Source organism: Spiroplasma sp. SV19, assembly GCF_030060925.1.
Classification (GTDB): Bacteria; Bacillota_I; Bacilli_A; order Mycoplasmatales; family Mycoplasmataceae; genus Spiroplasma.
In genome coordinates this window covers 286,393-302,780 of the sequence record NZ_CP045455.1, presented here as the reverse complement: position 1 = coordinate 302,780, position 16,388 = coordinate 286,393, and the positions used below count along the sequence as shown (strand labels likewise).

At 26.7% G+C, this 16,388-nt stretch carries 17 protein-coding genes and 1 pseudogene; all 18 read right to left on the bottom strand.

The window, feature by feature from the left end; all coding sequences use genetic code 4:
* Window positions 1-2: 2 nt before the first annotated feature.
* The 18 genes and pseudogenes from E7Y35_RS01405 to E7Y35_RS01330 all read right to left on the bottom strand — a co-directional run bounded on the left by E7Y35_RS01405 (window position 3) and on the right by E7Y35_RS01330 (window position 16,367).
* Window positions 3-677 (bottom strand): hypothetical protein, encoded by a 675-nt coding sequence (locus E7Y35_RS01405; RefSeq protein ID WP_283272571.1) that lies wholly within the window; start codon window positions 675-677, stop codon window positions 3-5.
* A 58-nt stretch (window positions 678-735) separates the two neighbouring features.
* Window positions 736-1,251: a GNAT family N-acetyltransferase gene (locus E7Y35_RS01400; RefSeq protein WP_283272570.1), complete on the bottom strand. Its 516-nt coding sequence runs from the start codon at window positions 1,249-1,251 to the stop codon at window positions 736-738.
* Between the two features lie 285 nt (window positions 1,252-1,536).
* Window positions 1,537-1,722, bottom strand: coding sequence for a hypothetical protein (locus tag E7Y35_RS07110; RefSeq protein ID WP_502957508.1), 186 nt, complete (start codon window positions 1,720-1,722; stop codon window positions 1,537-1,539).
* Window positions 1,723-1,742: 20 nt separating this feature from the next.
* Entirely contained in the window at window positions 1,743-2,960 is a 1,218-nt protein-coding gene (locus E7Y35_RS01395) for a glycoside hydrolase family protein (protein ID WP_283272569.1), read from the bottom strand.
* Window positions 2,961-2,969: 9 nt separating this feature from the next.
* On the bottom strand, window positions 2,970-3,131 hold the full coding sequence (locus E7Y35_RS01390) for a hypothetical protein (protein ID WP_283272568.1): 162 nt from the start codon (window positions 3,129-3,131) through the stop codon (window positions 2,970-2,972).
* Window positions 3,124-3,669, bottom strand: coding sequence for a GntR family transcriptional regulator (locus E7Y35_RS01385; protein ID WP_283272567.1), 546 nt, complete (start codon window positions 3,667-3,669; stop codon window positions 3,124-3,126). The genes E7Y35_RS01390 and E7Y35_RS01385 overlap by 8 nt, the downstream gene beginning before the upstream one ends.
* Before the next feature lie 25 nt (window positions 3,670-3,694).
* Window positions 3,695-5,167, bottom strand: a complete 1,473-nt coding sequence (locus E7Y35_RS01380; RefSeq protein ID WP_283272566.1) for a PTS transporter subunit EIIC — start codon at window positions 5,165-5,167, stop codon at window positions 3,695-3,697.
* Between the two features lie 75 nt (window positions 5,168-5,242).
* Window positions 5,243-5,353: pseudogene (locus E7Y35_RS07105) on the bottom strand (PTS transporter subunit EIIB); the annotation flags it as partial.
* A 182-nt stretch (window positions 5,354-5,535) separates the two neighbouring features.
* Window positions 5,536-7,137 carry a hypothetical protein gene (locus E7Y35_RS01375; protein ID WP_283272565.1) on the bottom strand — a complete coding sequence of 534 codons (1,602 nt, stop codon included), beginning with the start codon at window positions 7,135-7,137 and terminating at the stop codon, window positions 5,536-5,538.
* A 171-nt stretch (window positions 7,138-7,308) separates the two neighbouring features.
* Window positions 7,309-8,202 (bottom strand): HAD family hydrolase, encoded by an 894-nt coding sequence (locus E7Y35_RS01370; protein WP_283272564.1) that lies wholly within the window; start codon window positions 8,200-8,202, stop codon window positions 7,309-7,311.
* Window positions 8,203-8,244: 42 nt separating this feature from the next.
* The gene (locus E7Y35_RS01365) at window positions 8,245-9,282 is read right to left on the bottom strand and encodes a GTPase (protein WP_283272563.1); all 1,038 of its coding nucleotides are present in this window, start codon (window positions 9,280-9,282) and stop codon (window positions 8,245-8,247) included.
* Window positions 9,283-9,307: 25 nt separating this feature from the next.
* Window positions 9,308-9,904, bottom strand: coding sequence for a YqeG family HAD IIIA-type phosphatase (locus E7Y35_RS01360; RefSeq protein ID WP_283272562.1), 597 nt, complete (start codon window positions 9,902-9,904; stop codon window positions 9,308-9,310).
* Window positions 9,905-9,997: 93 nt separating this feature from the next.
* Window positions 9,998-11,269 (bottom strand): hypothetical protein, encoded by a 1,272-nt coding sequence (locus E7Y35_RS01355; protein ID WP_283272561.1) that lies wholly within the window; start codon window positions 11,267-11,269, stop codon window positions 9,998-10,000.
* Complete coding sequence (locus E7Y35_RS01350) at window positions 11,205-11,975, bottom strand: MOLPALP family lipoprotein (RefSeq protein WP_283272560.1); 771 nt, start codon at window positions 11,973-11,975, stop codon at window positions 11,205-11,207. Before E7Y35_RS01350 ends, E7Y35_RS01355 begins: the two co-directional genes overlap by 65 nt.
* Window position 11,976: 1 nt before the next feature.
* Window positions 11,977-13,092, bottom strand: a complete 1,116-nt coding sequence (locus E7Y35_RS01345) for an SGNH/GDSL hydrolase family protein (protein ID WP_283272559.1) — start codon at window positions 13,090-13,092, stop codon at window positions 11,977-11,979.
* 17 nt (window positions 13,093-13,109) lie between these two features.
* Complete coding sequence (locus E7Y35_RS01340; RefSeq protein WP_283272558.1) at window positions 13,110-14,015, bottom strand: hypothetical protein; 906 nt, start codon at window positions 14,013-14,015, stop codon at window positions 13,110-13,112.
* 225 nt (window positions 14,016-14,240) lie between these two features.
* Window positions 14,241-15,122: an SGNH/GDSL hydrolase family protein gene (locus E7Y35_RS01335; protein ID WP_283272557.1), complete on the bottom strand. Its 882-nt coding sequence runs from the start codon at window positions 15,120-15,122 to the stop codon at window positions 14,241-14,243.
* A 744-nt stretch (window positions 15,123-15,866) separates the two neighbouring features.
* On the bottom strand, window positions 15,867-16,367 hold the full coding sequence (locus E7Y35_RS01330) for a hypothetical protein (RefSeq protein WP_283272555.1): 501 nt from the start codon (window positions 16,365-16,367) through the stop codon (window positions 15,867-15,869).
* Window positions 16,368-16,388: the final 21 nt, after the last annotated feature.

Genomic DNA, 16,388 nt, shown 5'->3' with positions numbered 1-16,388 from the left:
GTTTAAGAAGAAAAACCTAATTTTTGATTTCAGAATGTTCATGCAGTATATACGATAGCACTATGCTTTGAATGTCCAAAACTAAAGCCTAAACTTCATCACATAGTAACATTTTGTATTGAAAAACTACGACTTCCTGTAGATGCATAGTTAAAATCTAGTTTTACCCAATAAGAGCGAAAATTTTGCAGAGAAAATAATTCAAGATCTGGCAAAGTTTTAGCAATATCACTTTGTTTAAAATCTTGTAAAAGTCTATTATAAACATCTGCAAGATTTACAAGATTTTTACCTTTTCAGCGTTTTTCGACTTCATCAAATAAACTTCTTGAAATATAAAAGGTACTTCAACCTAATAATTTTAAATCAACATTATAATATTTAAGAAATGCAACAATAATATTTCCGAAGCTAGTTAATTTTGTTGTTAAACCATTTTGTGATATGTTAATTTGAATCATTAATGGTTTATTATCATTAAAACCACTTGCTAACAGTGGTAAACCAGCAACAATTATTTTATTAAAATTAATACTAAAAGTTCCCAAAATTAAGTCCTTACTTGTATCTTCAAAAATTTTCATATTTGATTGATAAAACTTAACAAAATTTTCCGGCGTTAAACCAACAGGTTGTTTTCCTGACCCTGCTCATGCAACTGAAGTCTGATATTTCATCCTATCTTTTAAGACAGTTCAAATCCAACAACCATTGATTTCCTAAAAACAATTTTAATTAAGTTCGAAATGGTGGTGAATATTGTAACGTTCCAGTAATATTAGATAAACTATTTAAATATAACTCTTTCACCATAAAATATTTATCATCAATTTCAAAAGGAGCTTTAATCTCATAATTAACAGCAGGAACATAATTAAATTTTGAATAATACTGTGGGTCTCCTAAAATAAAAATTGCTTGATACCCCTTTTCAGTTGCTTTAGTTTCTAAAAATTTAATTAATTGAGTTCCAATCTTTTGTCCTTGATATTCTTTCTTAACTGCAATTGGTGCTAAACAAAGTAAGTTATTATTATCATTAATTGTAACAGTGCTTAAAAAAGCATGTCCAACAATTTGATTATTAATAATAGCAACAACATCAAACGATGCATCATACTCAGGTAATAATCTTAAATTATCAACTAAAATATGTTCAATAACATCTTTCTTATCATTAGTATTAAATGCTTCAAAAATAAGTTCTCTTGTCTCTTCTTTTTTGTGTTCTTTAATTGTTCGAATTTCCATAGTTTTTATCCTTCTTTAATATAATTAATTATACCGAAATATATAATATTTTAAAATGTTTCCTCCTACTAAAGTTGCAATTACATCGTCTCTTGTGTCATACACTAATTTCCCTGCATTAAAAGTAATTAATGTTGGTAATAAATAACTATTGATACAAACATAATGTATATCAACAATATCACAATTAAAAAAATAGGATTAAAACTAATCCTATTTCATTCTCTTTATTTATAATTTATTATCCCCTTTTTTATATGGAGATTTAACAAGTGTCCTTTTAAATTAGTTTTCCAAAATTTGATCAAAGATAATATTATTTTTAGAAATAATATTATATGGTTTTAATTGATATATTTTATAATTTTTCAGATTATGGATTATCTTATTATGCTTCATAATAAAAAATCTAACACTAAAAACAAATATGCCATTATTTATAAATATTTCCATGCAACTTCGATCTACCAAAATTCTAATCGTTTTAATAACTATATTTTCTTTTTAATTACAGGAGGTAAATTATTAATATCATTATAATCACAATTACTTCTGTCAATTTTAAAAATGTTATTTGAATAACTAATAATAATTTTTTTAGTTTGGGGATTTTTAATTATAATTTCAAAATTATCTAAAATATTATTTGCAATAATCTCAAATAATCCATTATTATAGTGATTATTCTTAATTTCCCTAACTCTTAGTTGTTCAAGTTCTTCAATTGGATTTTGATAAATTTTATTATTTGCGATAAAAATCTCTCTAGGTATTGTTAACTGATAGTTTCATACTTTGGAATGTTTTAAATTAGAAGCCGAATTTCCTAATCATCCCATTAGCATTTTTTTATTTGAATTTTGAAAAATTTGTGGAGCATAAAAATCAAACCCATAATCTAATTTAGAAAGATTTGACAAGTTTGAAAGATTAAAATGCTCATCAATTGTTAAAGTTTTATAATAGACAAAATGTCCTCCATCATTTAGTGAATGATATCTTTCTGCACAAAATATAATTGCTTCATATCCATTATAATTTAAATAATTTGGACACTCAAGCATATAATTTGGTAATTCTTCCTTTAAATTAAGTTCTTCATTACGAATAAATAATCATTTATCTTTTATAAATTTATATATACTTATAACACCATTATTATCTTTTGTCTGAGCACCATTTAGCATAAATTTATTAATCCCCTTTCTGATTATGATAGGGTCCCGAAAATGTCCCGAATATTTTGTCAGGTCCTCTTCAAAAAGGATTTTTTTAATTGTTCTTTTATTGAGGAAATCAATTTTTGCATTAATTGTATATGCTGTTCTTTTTTTATTTCCTATTTTAACATTTCCTGTATAAAAAATTTCAAAACCATTATTATATTCTGCACTCCCTGAAAAAGTACCATCTTGATCAAATTTACAACTTGGAGTAACTACGATTCCTTCATATTTATAATCAATAAAATTTTTTGTTGTATATAAACATCATGATTTTTTCTTATGTTCTGATGAATATGGAACATTTTGCATAAAAATATAATATATATCATTAACTTTAATTAAACCATTAGGGTCATTGATAAGCCCTGAAAATGATGATAAGTGAAATTGATTAGTATATCAGTCCTTTTCTTTTTCAATATGCATTTCTTCAAATAAAATTAAATCATTTTCATTTAGAAAATTTGTTGGTTTCTTTTTCATAGTGCTCCTTTATTGTCTTCATTCAATAAAACTTCATTTAAAATAATATGGATTATAATAACTAATTCTATATTCAACAATATCACCATATATTTCATATGTTTTACCAACATCTACTATTGAACATGAAATATTTGCTGTATCAAAATATGTTGATAAATCCTTATTCATTTTTCATCCATATAAAAAATTTTTTTGAAACATGACTTATTTTTAATTTTGTAATATTTTCAATATATTTGAATAAACCATTATCTTTTAAGTATTTTTCATTAAAACTTTGAAAATAATTTAAATTTAAAAAGCTTTCTTGATAAACAATAATTTTATCATCAATTTTTCTATTACATTTAAAATGCAGGAATTTATGATTTGTCTTGATATTAAATAAATTTTTAAACTTTGAATTCATTTCATGAATTTTAAAAGCATAATATGAACTGATGGCGTTTGGATATAATTCTCTAAAACTAAATAAATTATTATTTGTTAATTTATCCATAACTACAAATCCTTTCCCATTGACGGCTTTTACAAGTTGTAGTTCAATCAATTTATTAAATGCCCTTTTAATTGGTTGTTCAGAAAAATGAAATTTAGTTTTTAAAAATTGCTGACTTGGTAAAGTTTCACCATTTTTAACTCTATTTTCTCTAATTAATAACATTAAATAATCAAATATAATATTTCATTTTTTGCTAGTTGTCATATATTTACCTCCTGATAAATATATTTTACTTATTTTTTAAATGCTGTTTTAAACTTTCTTTACCTCATTTTGTTTTTAATAGTCCAAATGCAGTTCCTGCTGTTACAATTGTTGAAATGCTCATCGCAATAATAGCATGTCCACCCATAGGAACATTTTGCAAAATAGAGTTAATATTATTTTGCTCAAAAAATTGCCTTGTATGTGTTGTTGTTCAATCAAATTGAACAAGACCAATTCATGATGCACTACCTAAGGAATTTGCAACGGTATGACTCATTCCAAGTCATCAACCACCAACCATTGCCCCAATTGCTGCAGATATAAATAATGGTTTAACTTGTAAATTTATTCCAAACATTGCAGGTTCGGTTATTCCGGTATATGCCCCAATAACTCCTGAAAGCCCCTGTGATTTTTCTTTTTTTTCTTTAGTAAAAAAGATAAACATTAATGCAGCTGTTCCTTGGGCAATATTAGAAACACATGCAATTGGTGTAATAAATGTAAATGTATGACCATAATGTAATTGTGAATCAACAATTAGTTGGGTTTCTATTGGTAAAAATCCTTGGTGTAAACCAGTTACAACTAGAAATGGATAAATCCCAGCAAATAATGCTCCCCCAAAACCAATCATATTTCAATTGGTATATTTAAAGATTGCTTGTAATCCTATGGAAAGACCTCTCCCAATAATCTCACCTAATGGTCCTATTACTCAAAATGCTAATCATGTTGAAATTATTACAGTTCCCAATGGAACAATAATTATTCCAATAACATCAGGAACAAATTTTCGCATTAATTTTTCTAATGAACACGACAATAATAACACTAATAAAATTGGGACAATTTGAGCCTGATATCCAACTAATTTAATTTTAAAAAAGCCAGTAAATATTGTGTAATATATACCAACAATTTCGTTTTCTTTCGGAATAATAATATTTGTAGGAGGATTTAATGGATCAATTCCCATCTCTAATAAATAATTTAATCATGCCTTATGAATTGCTTTATCAATAATCTCCTGATCAGCATTTATATTAAATTCTAATAAAATTGGCGTATTAGTTGCATAGCGATTTAATAATCCTGGTGATATTAATATTAACCCCATCGCAACTCCTAGAAATGGATTTGCCCCCATTTTTTTCGCGGTCGTATATCCCACAAACACAGGAATCGAACCTAAAATTGCTCCACCAATAACATCAAATAATTTAATAAACCCGGAAGTAGGTGTTATGGACTTAACAAGAGACATTAACGCTAGCGACATTCCCCCTGCAATAAAAACAGGAATTAGAGGAACAAAAATTGTGGAAAATGAATTTAACCCTTTTTTTGTCACCATAAAAATATTAGTTTTAAAATTTAATTCCTTTCTTCATAATTTTTCTTTTACTTTGTTATCAAATGGATCTGAAATATTAGTTTCATTTAATTTATAGACCTTATAAAATTTATCAACAAGACCGGTACCAATTATCAATTGATGTTGATTATCAACGCAATTGTATCCTTTGAAAAGTTCAATCTGTTTTAATTTTGATACATTTACTAAAGTGATATCTTTTACATAAAAACGAAATCTTGTTGCACAATGAAAACATTCTTTAATATTTTCTTTACCACCAACTGCTTCATAGAAATCTTGAAGATAATTATTTCAATCAATTTTTTTGATATAAATCCCCCCTTCACATCAATAATAGCAAGACTCAATTTAAATAAAATACCTATGATTATAGGTTTTTTAAATTCTATATGTAATAACAAAAAAGAAATATTTTAAAAATATTTCTTTTCTATTTTTCTTTATTAAAGAAAGTTATAGGTTCTGAATAATTCTCACTTAAGTTAAGAAACAAAACCTAATTTCTGTTGTCAAAATGTTCATGCAGTATATACGATAGCACTATTCTTTGAATGTCCAAACCCAAAACCTAAACTTCATCACATAGCAGCATTTTGTATTGAAAAACTACGAGCTCCTGTAGATGCATAGTTAAAATCTAGTTTTATCCAATAAGAGCGAAAATTTTGTATAGAAAATAATTCAAGATCTAGCAAAGTTTTAGCAATATCACTTTGTTTAAAATCTTGTAAAAGTCTATTATAAACATCTGCAAGATTTACAAGATTTTTACCTTTTCAGCGTGTTTCAACTTCATCAAATAAACTTTTTGAAATATAAAAACTAGTTCAACCTAATACTTTTAAATCAACATTATAATATTTAAGAAGTGCAACAATAATATTTCCGAAGTTAGTTAATTTTGTTGTTAAACCATTTTGTGATATGTTGATTTGAACCATTAACGGTTTATTATCATTAAAACCACTTGCTAACAATGGCAACCCAGCAACAATTATTTTGTTAAAATTAATACTAAAAGTTGCCAAAGTTAAGTCTTTACTTGTATCTTCAAAAATTTTCATATTTGATCGATAAAATTTAACAAAATTCTCAGGCGTTAAACCAGCAGGCTGTTTTCCTGATCCCGCTCATGCAGCTGGAGTTTGATATTTCATTCGTCAATCTGGTAAATTTACATTAATACTATTTTCATTATTTATTGTCGCAGTTTGTAAATCTAAAATATCTTGAGTAGAATCATAATTTACTGATTCCATAATTTCCTTTGTCACAGCATTGTCTTTAAACATGGCATCTAAAAAAGTTAACATATTTTTATTAATTAATGTTGTATCATGTTTGTAATAAACACTAAACTTTTCATATGTTTCTTTAAAAGCGACATTTTGGTCAATGATAATTTCAGGATTCTTATTAATAAAATCAATTAAAACTTTTCCAATTTTATTAGTTAAATCAAGCATTAACGTTTTAATCAAATTAGGATTATTTGTAATAACATATTTAATGTTAAATCTTGTTGGATTAGTTAATGTTTTAAATGATCCCGTATAACCAAAACTATAATTTACCACAACTGCTTTTAAATCCTTAATTGGTTCTGTGGTTAATTTTTCTAATTGTGTTAAATCAACATAATTCACTTTTAGAGTTGAAGGACTAGTTTTAAAAGTAAACGGCATTGAGTCAACATAATAATTAGAATATTCATTGGCAATTTGTCGATTAATATTGTCAAAAACTGATTTAAAATTATTTTCAAAAAAATTATTTATTTGTTCACCAAAAACAGTTTTTAAATCCAAGTCATCTTCTTTTTTACTTGAATTAACTAAACCAAATAATTGATTTAACTCCGGAATTTTATAATCGTCAATATTAAGAACGGCTTTTTCATTTGCATAATTTAGAAATGCTGTATGAGCTTCGTTCATAATTGATAATAACACATCTAAATCTTTTCTAATATCATTATCATCTTCAGCAGGATTAACATCTGGTTTAGTTGAGCAACTAATAACTGTTGTAACTCCCGTTGTTATCAAGGAACAAGTTCCTAATAAAGCCAATACTTTTTTCATATTTTAACCCTCTCTTGTAAAAATTATTTATACTTTAATTGTATTTAAAAAAAAAAAAAAAAAAAAAGTGGGTATACTTTGTTTTTATGTAGAATTAAACTATTAATTTTGGGAGGATGTGTACTTCTAAGTGAGAACAAAAAAATAATTTCTTAAAAATAAAAAAATGTTTTACTTAAAAACATTTTTAACTTGTGGTAAAAACTCAGCAATTTGTTCTTTGGATAATACTTCGGTAAAAAGGTGTTCACGAACACCATTATCAACAACAGAAGTTGTTGTTGAATTAGCAATTTTTTTTAATTCTAAGACACTATTCCCCATTGCCACAGTATAACCAACACTTTTCGCAAGTTCAATATCATTGTAATTATCTCCATAAAAAATAAATTGATGAGGATCATATCCTTTTAATTCACATAATTTTTTAAAAGCATTTCCTTTATTGATATTTAATGCTTGAATATCAAACAAGTCTTTTTGTGAAAATACTCCTTCAATTTGATCTTTAAATGGTTCATTAATAAACTGAACACGGTCTAATTCGGCTGTCGAGTTAAATGGAAATAAAATTTTTAAAACTTGAATATCATTATTTTTTAATAATTCTAAATAATTTGTTTCAGTATCTAATGGGATCTGATAATTATTATCAACTAATTGTTCATTATATTTCATCATCAAGGCAATTCGTTTTGAATGAGGATGACCATAAATCATACTTGCTGTATAAACAATATGATCAATATCATGTTCTAATGCCATCGTAAGAATTTTAATTGCTAAATCTTGCGATAAGGTCTGTTGATATAAAACTTCATTGCTAATAGGATCTCGAATTAAAGCACCATTACAAGAAATAATTGGTGTTTTAATTTTTAATTTTGCAAAATATTCTTTTGCCATTAAGTCCAACCGACCAGATGCTAAAAACAAATGATAATCACTAACTAACTGGTATGTTTGTAAAGCTTCATAAGTTTCTTCATTAATTACATAACCTTCACCGGCTATTGTTCCATCTAAATCGGTAATAACATAAGGATATTTTTTAAAAAGATTCATATAACCTTCTTCCTTTCTAACTATCTACCTTTAATTATAAAACTAAATGAACCGTTTTCGTAAATTAATTTTAATGTTTTGGTCTGTTTCAACCATTAATTCTTGCTTTGACATCCCTTTAAAAGTAATTCATCCTAATCCTGCAATAAATAAAGAATAATCTCCTGGCTCTTTAATTATAATTGTTTGTTCTTTTCAGGTATGATAATCTTTTAATCTTAGCGAAGCGTGCATCAAGTGGTGCTTAAAATAATGCTTTTTATTTGCCAGTTTTGTTCGATGTAATGTAATATTATTATTTTTATAAAAATGAAAGCTTGTTCTTAACCCTTTTAAAAAAGAAAAACTTGCTAGACCCTCATAAAAAATCGTTTGCTCAGGATTTAATTGAAATGTAATTGGTTTTAATAATTTATTAGTAATCATTTTCTTATCATTATGCTCTAGATAAGACATAATCGTATGGTTATTAACAACTCCTGGGGTATCATAAATTTTATGTTTAGTTCCTAATTTAACTTCTATATTGCCAAGTGTTGTTGCAATATTATTAGAAACTGTTATTTTTTGTTGATAATTTGTTAATTTAATTAAACTATTTAACAAGGTACTTTTCCCTGTATTTGAACTACCAACAAAAACAATGTCCTCTGTTTGATGCTTTATATAGCGGTATAATTCATCTAGTGAATAATTTTTTAGCCCACTAACTAAAATAATGTCCTCAATCCTTGCAAATAAAGGTGAGTTAATAAAAAGTGTTTCAACAAAACTAAGAATTTGGTTATTATTAATTAATTTTTGAATTAAATCAATTTTATTAATAATTAGTGTTACTTTATTATTTTGCAAGATTTGTTCTAACGATAAGTTTCGTGAACCATCTAAATCATAAATATCCAAAACATAAAAATAATGGTACTTTAAACCAAAATTATCATTAAGATTTGCTAAAAAATCAGTTTCATTTAAATCATAATCAATTAATTCATTATAATGTGTCAATCGAAAACAACGATAGCAATAATCTTGTGTTAAATTTTCAACATATCCAATTTGCCCTTCCTTAATGTTTTGCAAAATAACACCGCAACCCTGACATTTTTTACAAGATATCATAATCTAACCCATATTCTCCTTCATCAAAGAATCCTTTATGCAAAATGTTTTTTTGTGCTAATCGCTTGTAAACCAAACTTTCTAGTAAACGGATAAATCGATTTGACTCATCAACTCCCGTTACAGGAACAACCAGAATACTTTCCATATGCGCACGGTTAGCAAATAAAACATCAGTAATTAACTGATCACCGACCATAATCATTTCATGAGGATTAACATTAAATTGTCGTGAAATAATACGAAAATATTTTAATAATGGTTTTTTTGCATTCCAATAATAATGTTTAATTCCTGCTTTTAACGCAAAACGTTCTACACGTTTTCGCGCATTATTTGAAACTAACACAAATCTCATTCCTAAGTCTTGGACCTTTTGAATTAAATTTAAATTATCTGCATTTGGAATTCCACGATAAAATGGCGTTAAAGTATTATCTAAATCACAAATAAAAACTTTAATTCCATGTTTTTTTAATGATTCAAGATTAATTTTATTAACATTTTGAACATAAATTGATGGTTTAAAATAATTTAATAATAAATTTTGATTCTTTTTTTTCCCAAAAATTTTTTTAGCCATTATTTAAAAACCCTCATTTCCTTCTTTTACTATTATACCAAGATTCAAAAAAAAAGTTATTCCTTTCCTCTTAAAAATAACTTTTCAAATAATTTAATGGATTGTAATTTCATTAATAAGATACTTATCATGCTGTAATTCAACAACAATTTTAATAATCTTATTATTAATTTCATATTCAAAAACATTGTCAATTGTCTGTGATAATACCCCTACTTGTAAGGCATTAAAAGTTTGCTGCATTGTTACTTGTAATTGTTGTTGACTAACATTAAAATCATTAATATATTGATTTATTGTTTTAAATGCTCCTTCAATTCCTATAATATTTTCTAAAATATCTTTTAAATAAAATATTGGTGTTTTATCAACAATTACATTATTTTTAAACCCTAAAATTGCAAATAAATTATCTGGATCTAATAATGCATCTTGTAATAAATATGAGTCATTACTTGTTGGTGTTAAAAAACTATCAAATAATTGATAAACATCTTGAGCATTAACAAATGCTGGTTTGGTAATTGCCTGATTCAAATCTGTTACAACATCAACAATACTTTTTGTTCCGATGATGTTTGTAAACTGGTTTGCTGGCATTCATTTTTGTAACGGATCATTTAGCATTGTTCTTAAATTTTTAATATTAGCTAACGGTGAATCTGGTACTATCATTTTTAAAATATCGCCCAAAATATCGCCCTGATATAATGCTGAAAACAAATCCTTAATTGCAGCAGAATCTGCTTTAATTTTATCAATTACTGGCTTAATATTTGCTGGAAGTTGATTAGCTATTAAGTCGTTACTTAAAAATGCAACCATATCGTCTAATGTTTCTTTTGCTGAAATTGTATTAATTAAATCTCATACCACATTACCAAGATAAATCTTAATAGATCCTAATATTTCAAGTGGCATATATTTATTAATAAAAACTTTCCCTATTGCTGATAATCCTGCTGGAGTCAAATTTTCCTTTGACAAGAAGGCAATATTAGCCAAAGGACTTGCTTCAATTTGATGATGTTCAGAACTTTGAAACAAAATTGCAATTAAACTACGGATTCCTTCACCATTGGTACTAGTTAACCTAACTGATAAATCATTAAAAATTTTTTTGAAATCAATTTTCGAATTTAACTTATAAGTTGTCGTACGAACAGTATTAATTTCTGCTCAAGTTGGACTTTGTGTTGCATCAAATTGATCAAGGTAAGTTAAAATAATTCGAACAAAACGAATAACTTCACTAATTGCTGTCAAATTATTCAAGATATTAAATTTAAATGCAATTTTGTTATTCATTACATCAACAATTGTTGTTCCAAATTGATTCAATGCATCAAGATAATTTTTTAGCATTTCCTTGCAGATTTGCTTTATCTTTATAGTCAAAACGTTCTGTTTGACCAGTTAATTCATTAACAGCGTTAACAAGACCAATTACGCCCGACGTTAAAACCTCTTGATAATTCATATTTTTGTAAATTGAATCATCAAAAGCATCACGAAAAGCAATTAAGGTACTTTGGTCCAATAAATCGTTTGCAAATCTTAAAATTGTTGGTGATAAAAACTCTGACAATAAGTTTCCATCAATAACTAATGATAAAACACCAGCTAGTCCTTGGTTAGCAATCATATCTAACATCGTTGAACCCATAGATGCAATTTGATTAATTGTACTATTTGCACTTTCTGGTTTAATAGTATTTGTTAAAACTAAATTAGTTGTTAAATCATGCTTCAAATAACTTTCACCATAATACCGATTAAACAACTCGGCATAACGGTTATAATCATATAGATTTTCATTTGTATCAGGTTGTTGTGGTAAATCTTTTAAATACATTAGTTGGACAAAATTATTCATTAAATAATTAAAATCATACTGATTTTCATTACTGATATAAGCAATTTTAGCAATTTGACTATTTAAAGCCAACAAACTAGTTTGTGAATGTGGAACATCTGAATTAATAATTCCGTTATTTGTGCAAGCAACAACTGGTACTGTTGAAGTTGTTAATAAAGAAATTGTTCCTAAATATGCTAATAACTTTTTCATTTTATGTTCACCCCTTTACCGTCGCATAATAATGTTCCATTGCTAACTGATGCACTTCACGAGTTGGATGCACATCATCAAAAAAGAAATAGTCATTAATATCTGCATTAACAGGAATATTAGGATTTCGTTTTGCATTTAAAACACCTGTTTCTAAAATTTTCATAAAATCCATATCTAAGGTATTAAAATTAACTTTAAGTTCTGCCTTTGCGTGTTTAGCCTTAAATTCCTCCATTAAAACTGGTAAATTATCATATAATCCTCATTCTCGAACAGCATGTTCATAATAGCGATTAGCTTCTTCAATCACATTTTTAACTCGAAAATGAAATTCGGTCGAAAGATCATTTGCTCGTTGTTTTAACTTAGCATCACTATTAACATAACGTGGTACCAAACTAACATTTGGTGCATCAGAAAAAATAATTTTTCTAATCCCATTATTTAACAATGTAAATAATGCTTCTTGGATTCGCTCAACACTCTGCTTCATTAATGCTAACTCTGTTTGAGGGTCAGAAGTATCAACTAATTGAAATAAATCATTACCCCCAATTTCCATAAAAACTAAATCAGTTCCTCGTAATTTATGTTGACTAACTAAAGCACGAGCTTGCTTTTCAATCGTAACTTGATTTAATAGTAAACCCCCCATTCCAGCAACATCAGCAGCAGTAGCCCCACCAATTGCGTAATTACGACCAAACTGAGAATCATTATCATTTGAAATCCCTGGTTTAATGGGTTTAAAACCTAGTTTATCATTTAATAAAACACCCGCTGTCTTACCATTACTAAAACTTCCATATTGATAATTTTCTACCTCAGTTTCATTATCAGTTCCTAATTTAAAATCAACCTTAAAGTTATTTTTTACTAATTTTTCAATCCCATGGGAATCACTTAAACTATCTCCTAAAATATAATAATTTGTAAATTCTAAATTACTTTCAGCATCATCAATTGCCTTTGATGTATCAATATTTTTCCCAATTAATAATACTGCATCATTGGGCTTGAGACGTCGATCTTGAGCAATTGTACAACTAATTACCGTAACTGTACTAACTGTTGTTAAAGTAAAGACTGTTAACAATGTAAAAATTTTTTTCATTCATATTTTCTCCTTTATTAATTTTTAATAATGATAATCACAATCACTGGTAATATTGCAGCTAATAAAAATGGTCACATTAAAACAAAAACAGTTCCAGCTCTTGTTGTATCTAATGCACTAACAAAATTTGGATGATACAAATCATTAACCGTAATTGGCGCAATAATATCTTTTTCTGTTAATGCGGTATTAATAAAAATAGTATCACCACCCATTGCTGTCATTGCATAAGCCAAATTTTTTAATTGCATATTTAAGAATCAAATCTTATTATTGACAAGATATGTTCCAATTGATTTATTTACAACTAAACCATTAATATTAGGTCCTGTAATATCAACCATCTGATCATAATTATTTTGATTATTGATTGTTTGTTGAACAAGCGCATGATGATGTAAAGCACTACTAAACATTTGATTAATGCCCCCACTCTTAAACATTCACTGGATTCCCGTGTTAACATAACCATAAGAATGAAACTTCACTGCAACACTTTTATCAAATTCAATTAAATCAAGGCCAACATTATATAAATCAATGTTTTCCCGATTGGTAATCGTTGACCCTCAACGATTATTGAACCAAGTATCAGCAAATGCTAAATATTCTTTTTTAATTGCATCATTTTGGTTAGGATTCTCATAAAAATTTAGCGATGATAAAATATCTGCTTCATATGATGATTTTAAAACAGTATTGACAAGCGTCTCATAAATCTTAACATTACTATTTATAACAAACTTTCCTTGAGGAAAAGCACGTTGAATTTGTGTTTTTAAACTATTTATAAATTTTAAGGATTCTAATCCCATTCCCGGAATAGTTAAACCAACTCCTAATATTAAAAAAATGCTAAGAATTCCAGTTAAAATTCCTAGTCAAATAAATTTTATTTTCTTTGAAAGATTACTTAACATCTTATTTTTCCTTCTCATTTTATATAATTATTTTTAAAGATAAGATAAACCCATCAAATTTAGTTATCATTATTATAACCAAATAATTATAAAAAGAAAGTGGTTTTTAAAATTTAATAAAAGAACTCATAAAATTAATTAAACAAAAATTAAAAAAATGACATTATTTTTTTGTCATTTTTTTAAGACACGTTATTTTTTACAATATCTGATAACTTTTTTATCTTACGTTCATCCCTTTATTATCTCATAATAATGTTCCATTGCTAACTGATGAACTTCACGCGTTGGATGAAAATCATCAAAAAAGAAATAATTATCAATACCTGCATCAGCAGGAATATTAGAGTTTCGTTTTGCATGTAAAACACCTGTTTGTAAAATATTTTTAAAATCTATATCTAAAAGATTAAAATTAACCTTAAGTTCAGCGTTTGCATGTTTAGCCTTAAATTCTTCCATTAAAACTGGCAAATTATCATAATATCCTCATTTTCGAACAGCATGCTTATAATAGCGATTAGCTACTTCAATCACATTTTTAACCTGACCATGAAATTGGGTCGAAAAATCATTTGCCCGTTGTTTTAACGTAGCATCACCATTAACATAACGTGGTACTAAACTAACATTTGGTGCATCAGAAAAAATAATTTTTCTAATCCCATTATTTAACAATGTAAATAGTGCTTCTTGGATTCGTTCAACACCTTGTTTCATTAATTCTGCATCTTTTTGAGAATCAGGAGTTTTAATTAATTGAAATAAATCATTTCCACCAATTTCCATAAAAACTAAATCAGTTTCTCGTAATTTATGTTGGCTAACTAAAGCACGAGCTTGCTTCTCAATCGTAACTTGGTTTAATAAAAAACCTTCTATTCCAATAACATCAGCAGCAGTAGCCCCAGCAATCGCATAATTACGACCAAACTTAGTAGGATCTGTATCGTGTGGAATCCCTGGATTAATGTCCTTAAAACCTAATTTATCATTTAATAAAACCCCAGCCGTCTTACCATTACTAAAACTTCCATATTGATAATCGTCTAACTTGGTTTTATCATCAGTTCCCAATTTAAAATTAGCATCTAAGCCTTTTTTCATTAATTTTTCAAGTCCGTGAGAATCACTTAAACTATCCCCTAAAATATAATAATTTGTAAATTCTAAATTACTTTCAGCATCATCAATTGCTTTTGATGTATCAATATCTTTTCCAATTAATAATAGTGCATCATTTAAATCAAACTGAACATCTTGAACTGTACAGCTAATTACCGTAACACTGCTTAACTGTTGTTAAAACAAAAGCAGTTAATAATCTAAAAATTTTTTTCATATAGATTTCCTCCTTAATTAATTTTTAATAATTATAATTGCATACTTAAAAACTAAACCTTATTAATTATTAACAAGATAAAATATATTTTAATTGATTTATTTACAACTAAACTATTAATATTAGGCCCCTGTATTTTCACCATTTGATCAGGATAATTATTTTTATTATTAGTTGTTTATTGAACAAGCACATAATGATGTAAAGCAGCATTAAACATTTGGATAATGCCCCACTTAAACACTTGCTGAACTTGCGTGCTAACAACCATAAGAATAAAACTAAACTGTAGCACTCTTATAAAATACAATTAAATCAAGTCTATCATCATATTAATCAATGTTTATGCAATTAAGAATTATTGCTTTTTAACGACTATTAAATCAAGTATCAGTAAAAACTAAATACTTTTTTAATTATTTTATTTTAGTTAAAATTTTCATAATTATTATTATTATTATTATTATTATAAACTAAATAATTATGAAAAAAATAGTTTTTAAATTAAATTATGACAATTTAATTCCTTTGCAAAAATATCCTATCGCTACTCCCACAAAAGCACATGACACACTATCAAAACAAACAGAAGTTATTGTTGTTCATCATGATGTATATTCATTTAAAAAACCTGGAAATAATGTTATAAAACTAGTAATCCCAAAAATTAAACCAACAATCCCAAAAATAAAGCTTCAAAAATCACAACAAAATGAATAACGTTCACATTTTAATACTTCTGGTTTATCACAACGGTCTTCATTTTTAGTTATTTTATACAATTTTACTCCATAATAATAAGCAATCATTGCACTTAAAACACTTAAAAAATCACAACAAATTGTTGTGGCTGTTAAAGCAAATGATTGATGATCACGGACAGTACTATCCATACTTCAAAATGGTTCTAACGCTAAAACACTTAATATTCCAAACGTAACACCTAAAAAGCCAAAGGTAAAACTTAAAATATCGGCTAATATAATTGATTTCTTTAATTGCTGTAGCATCATAGTCCTCATATATTTTCT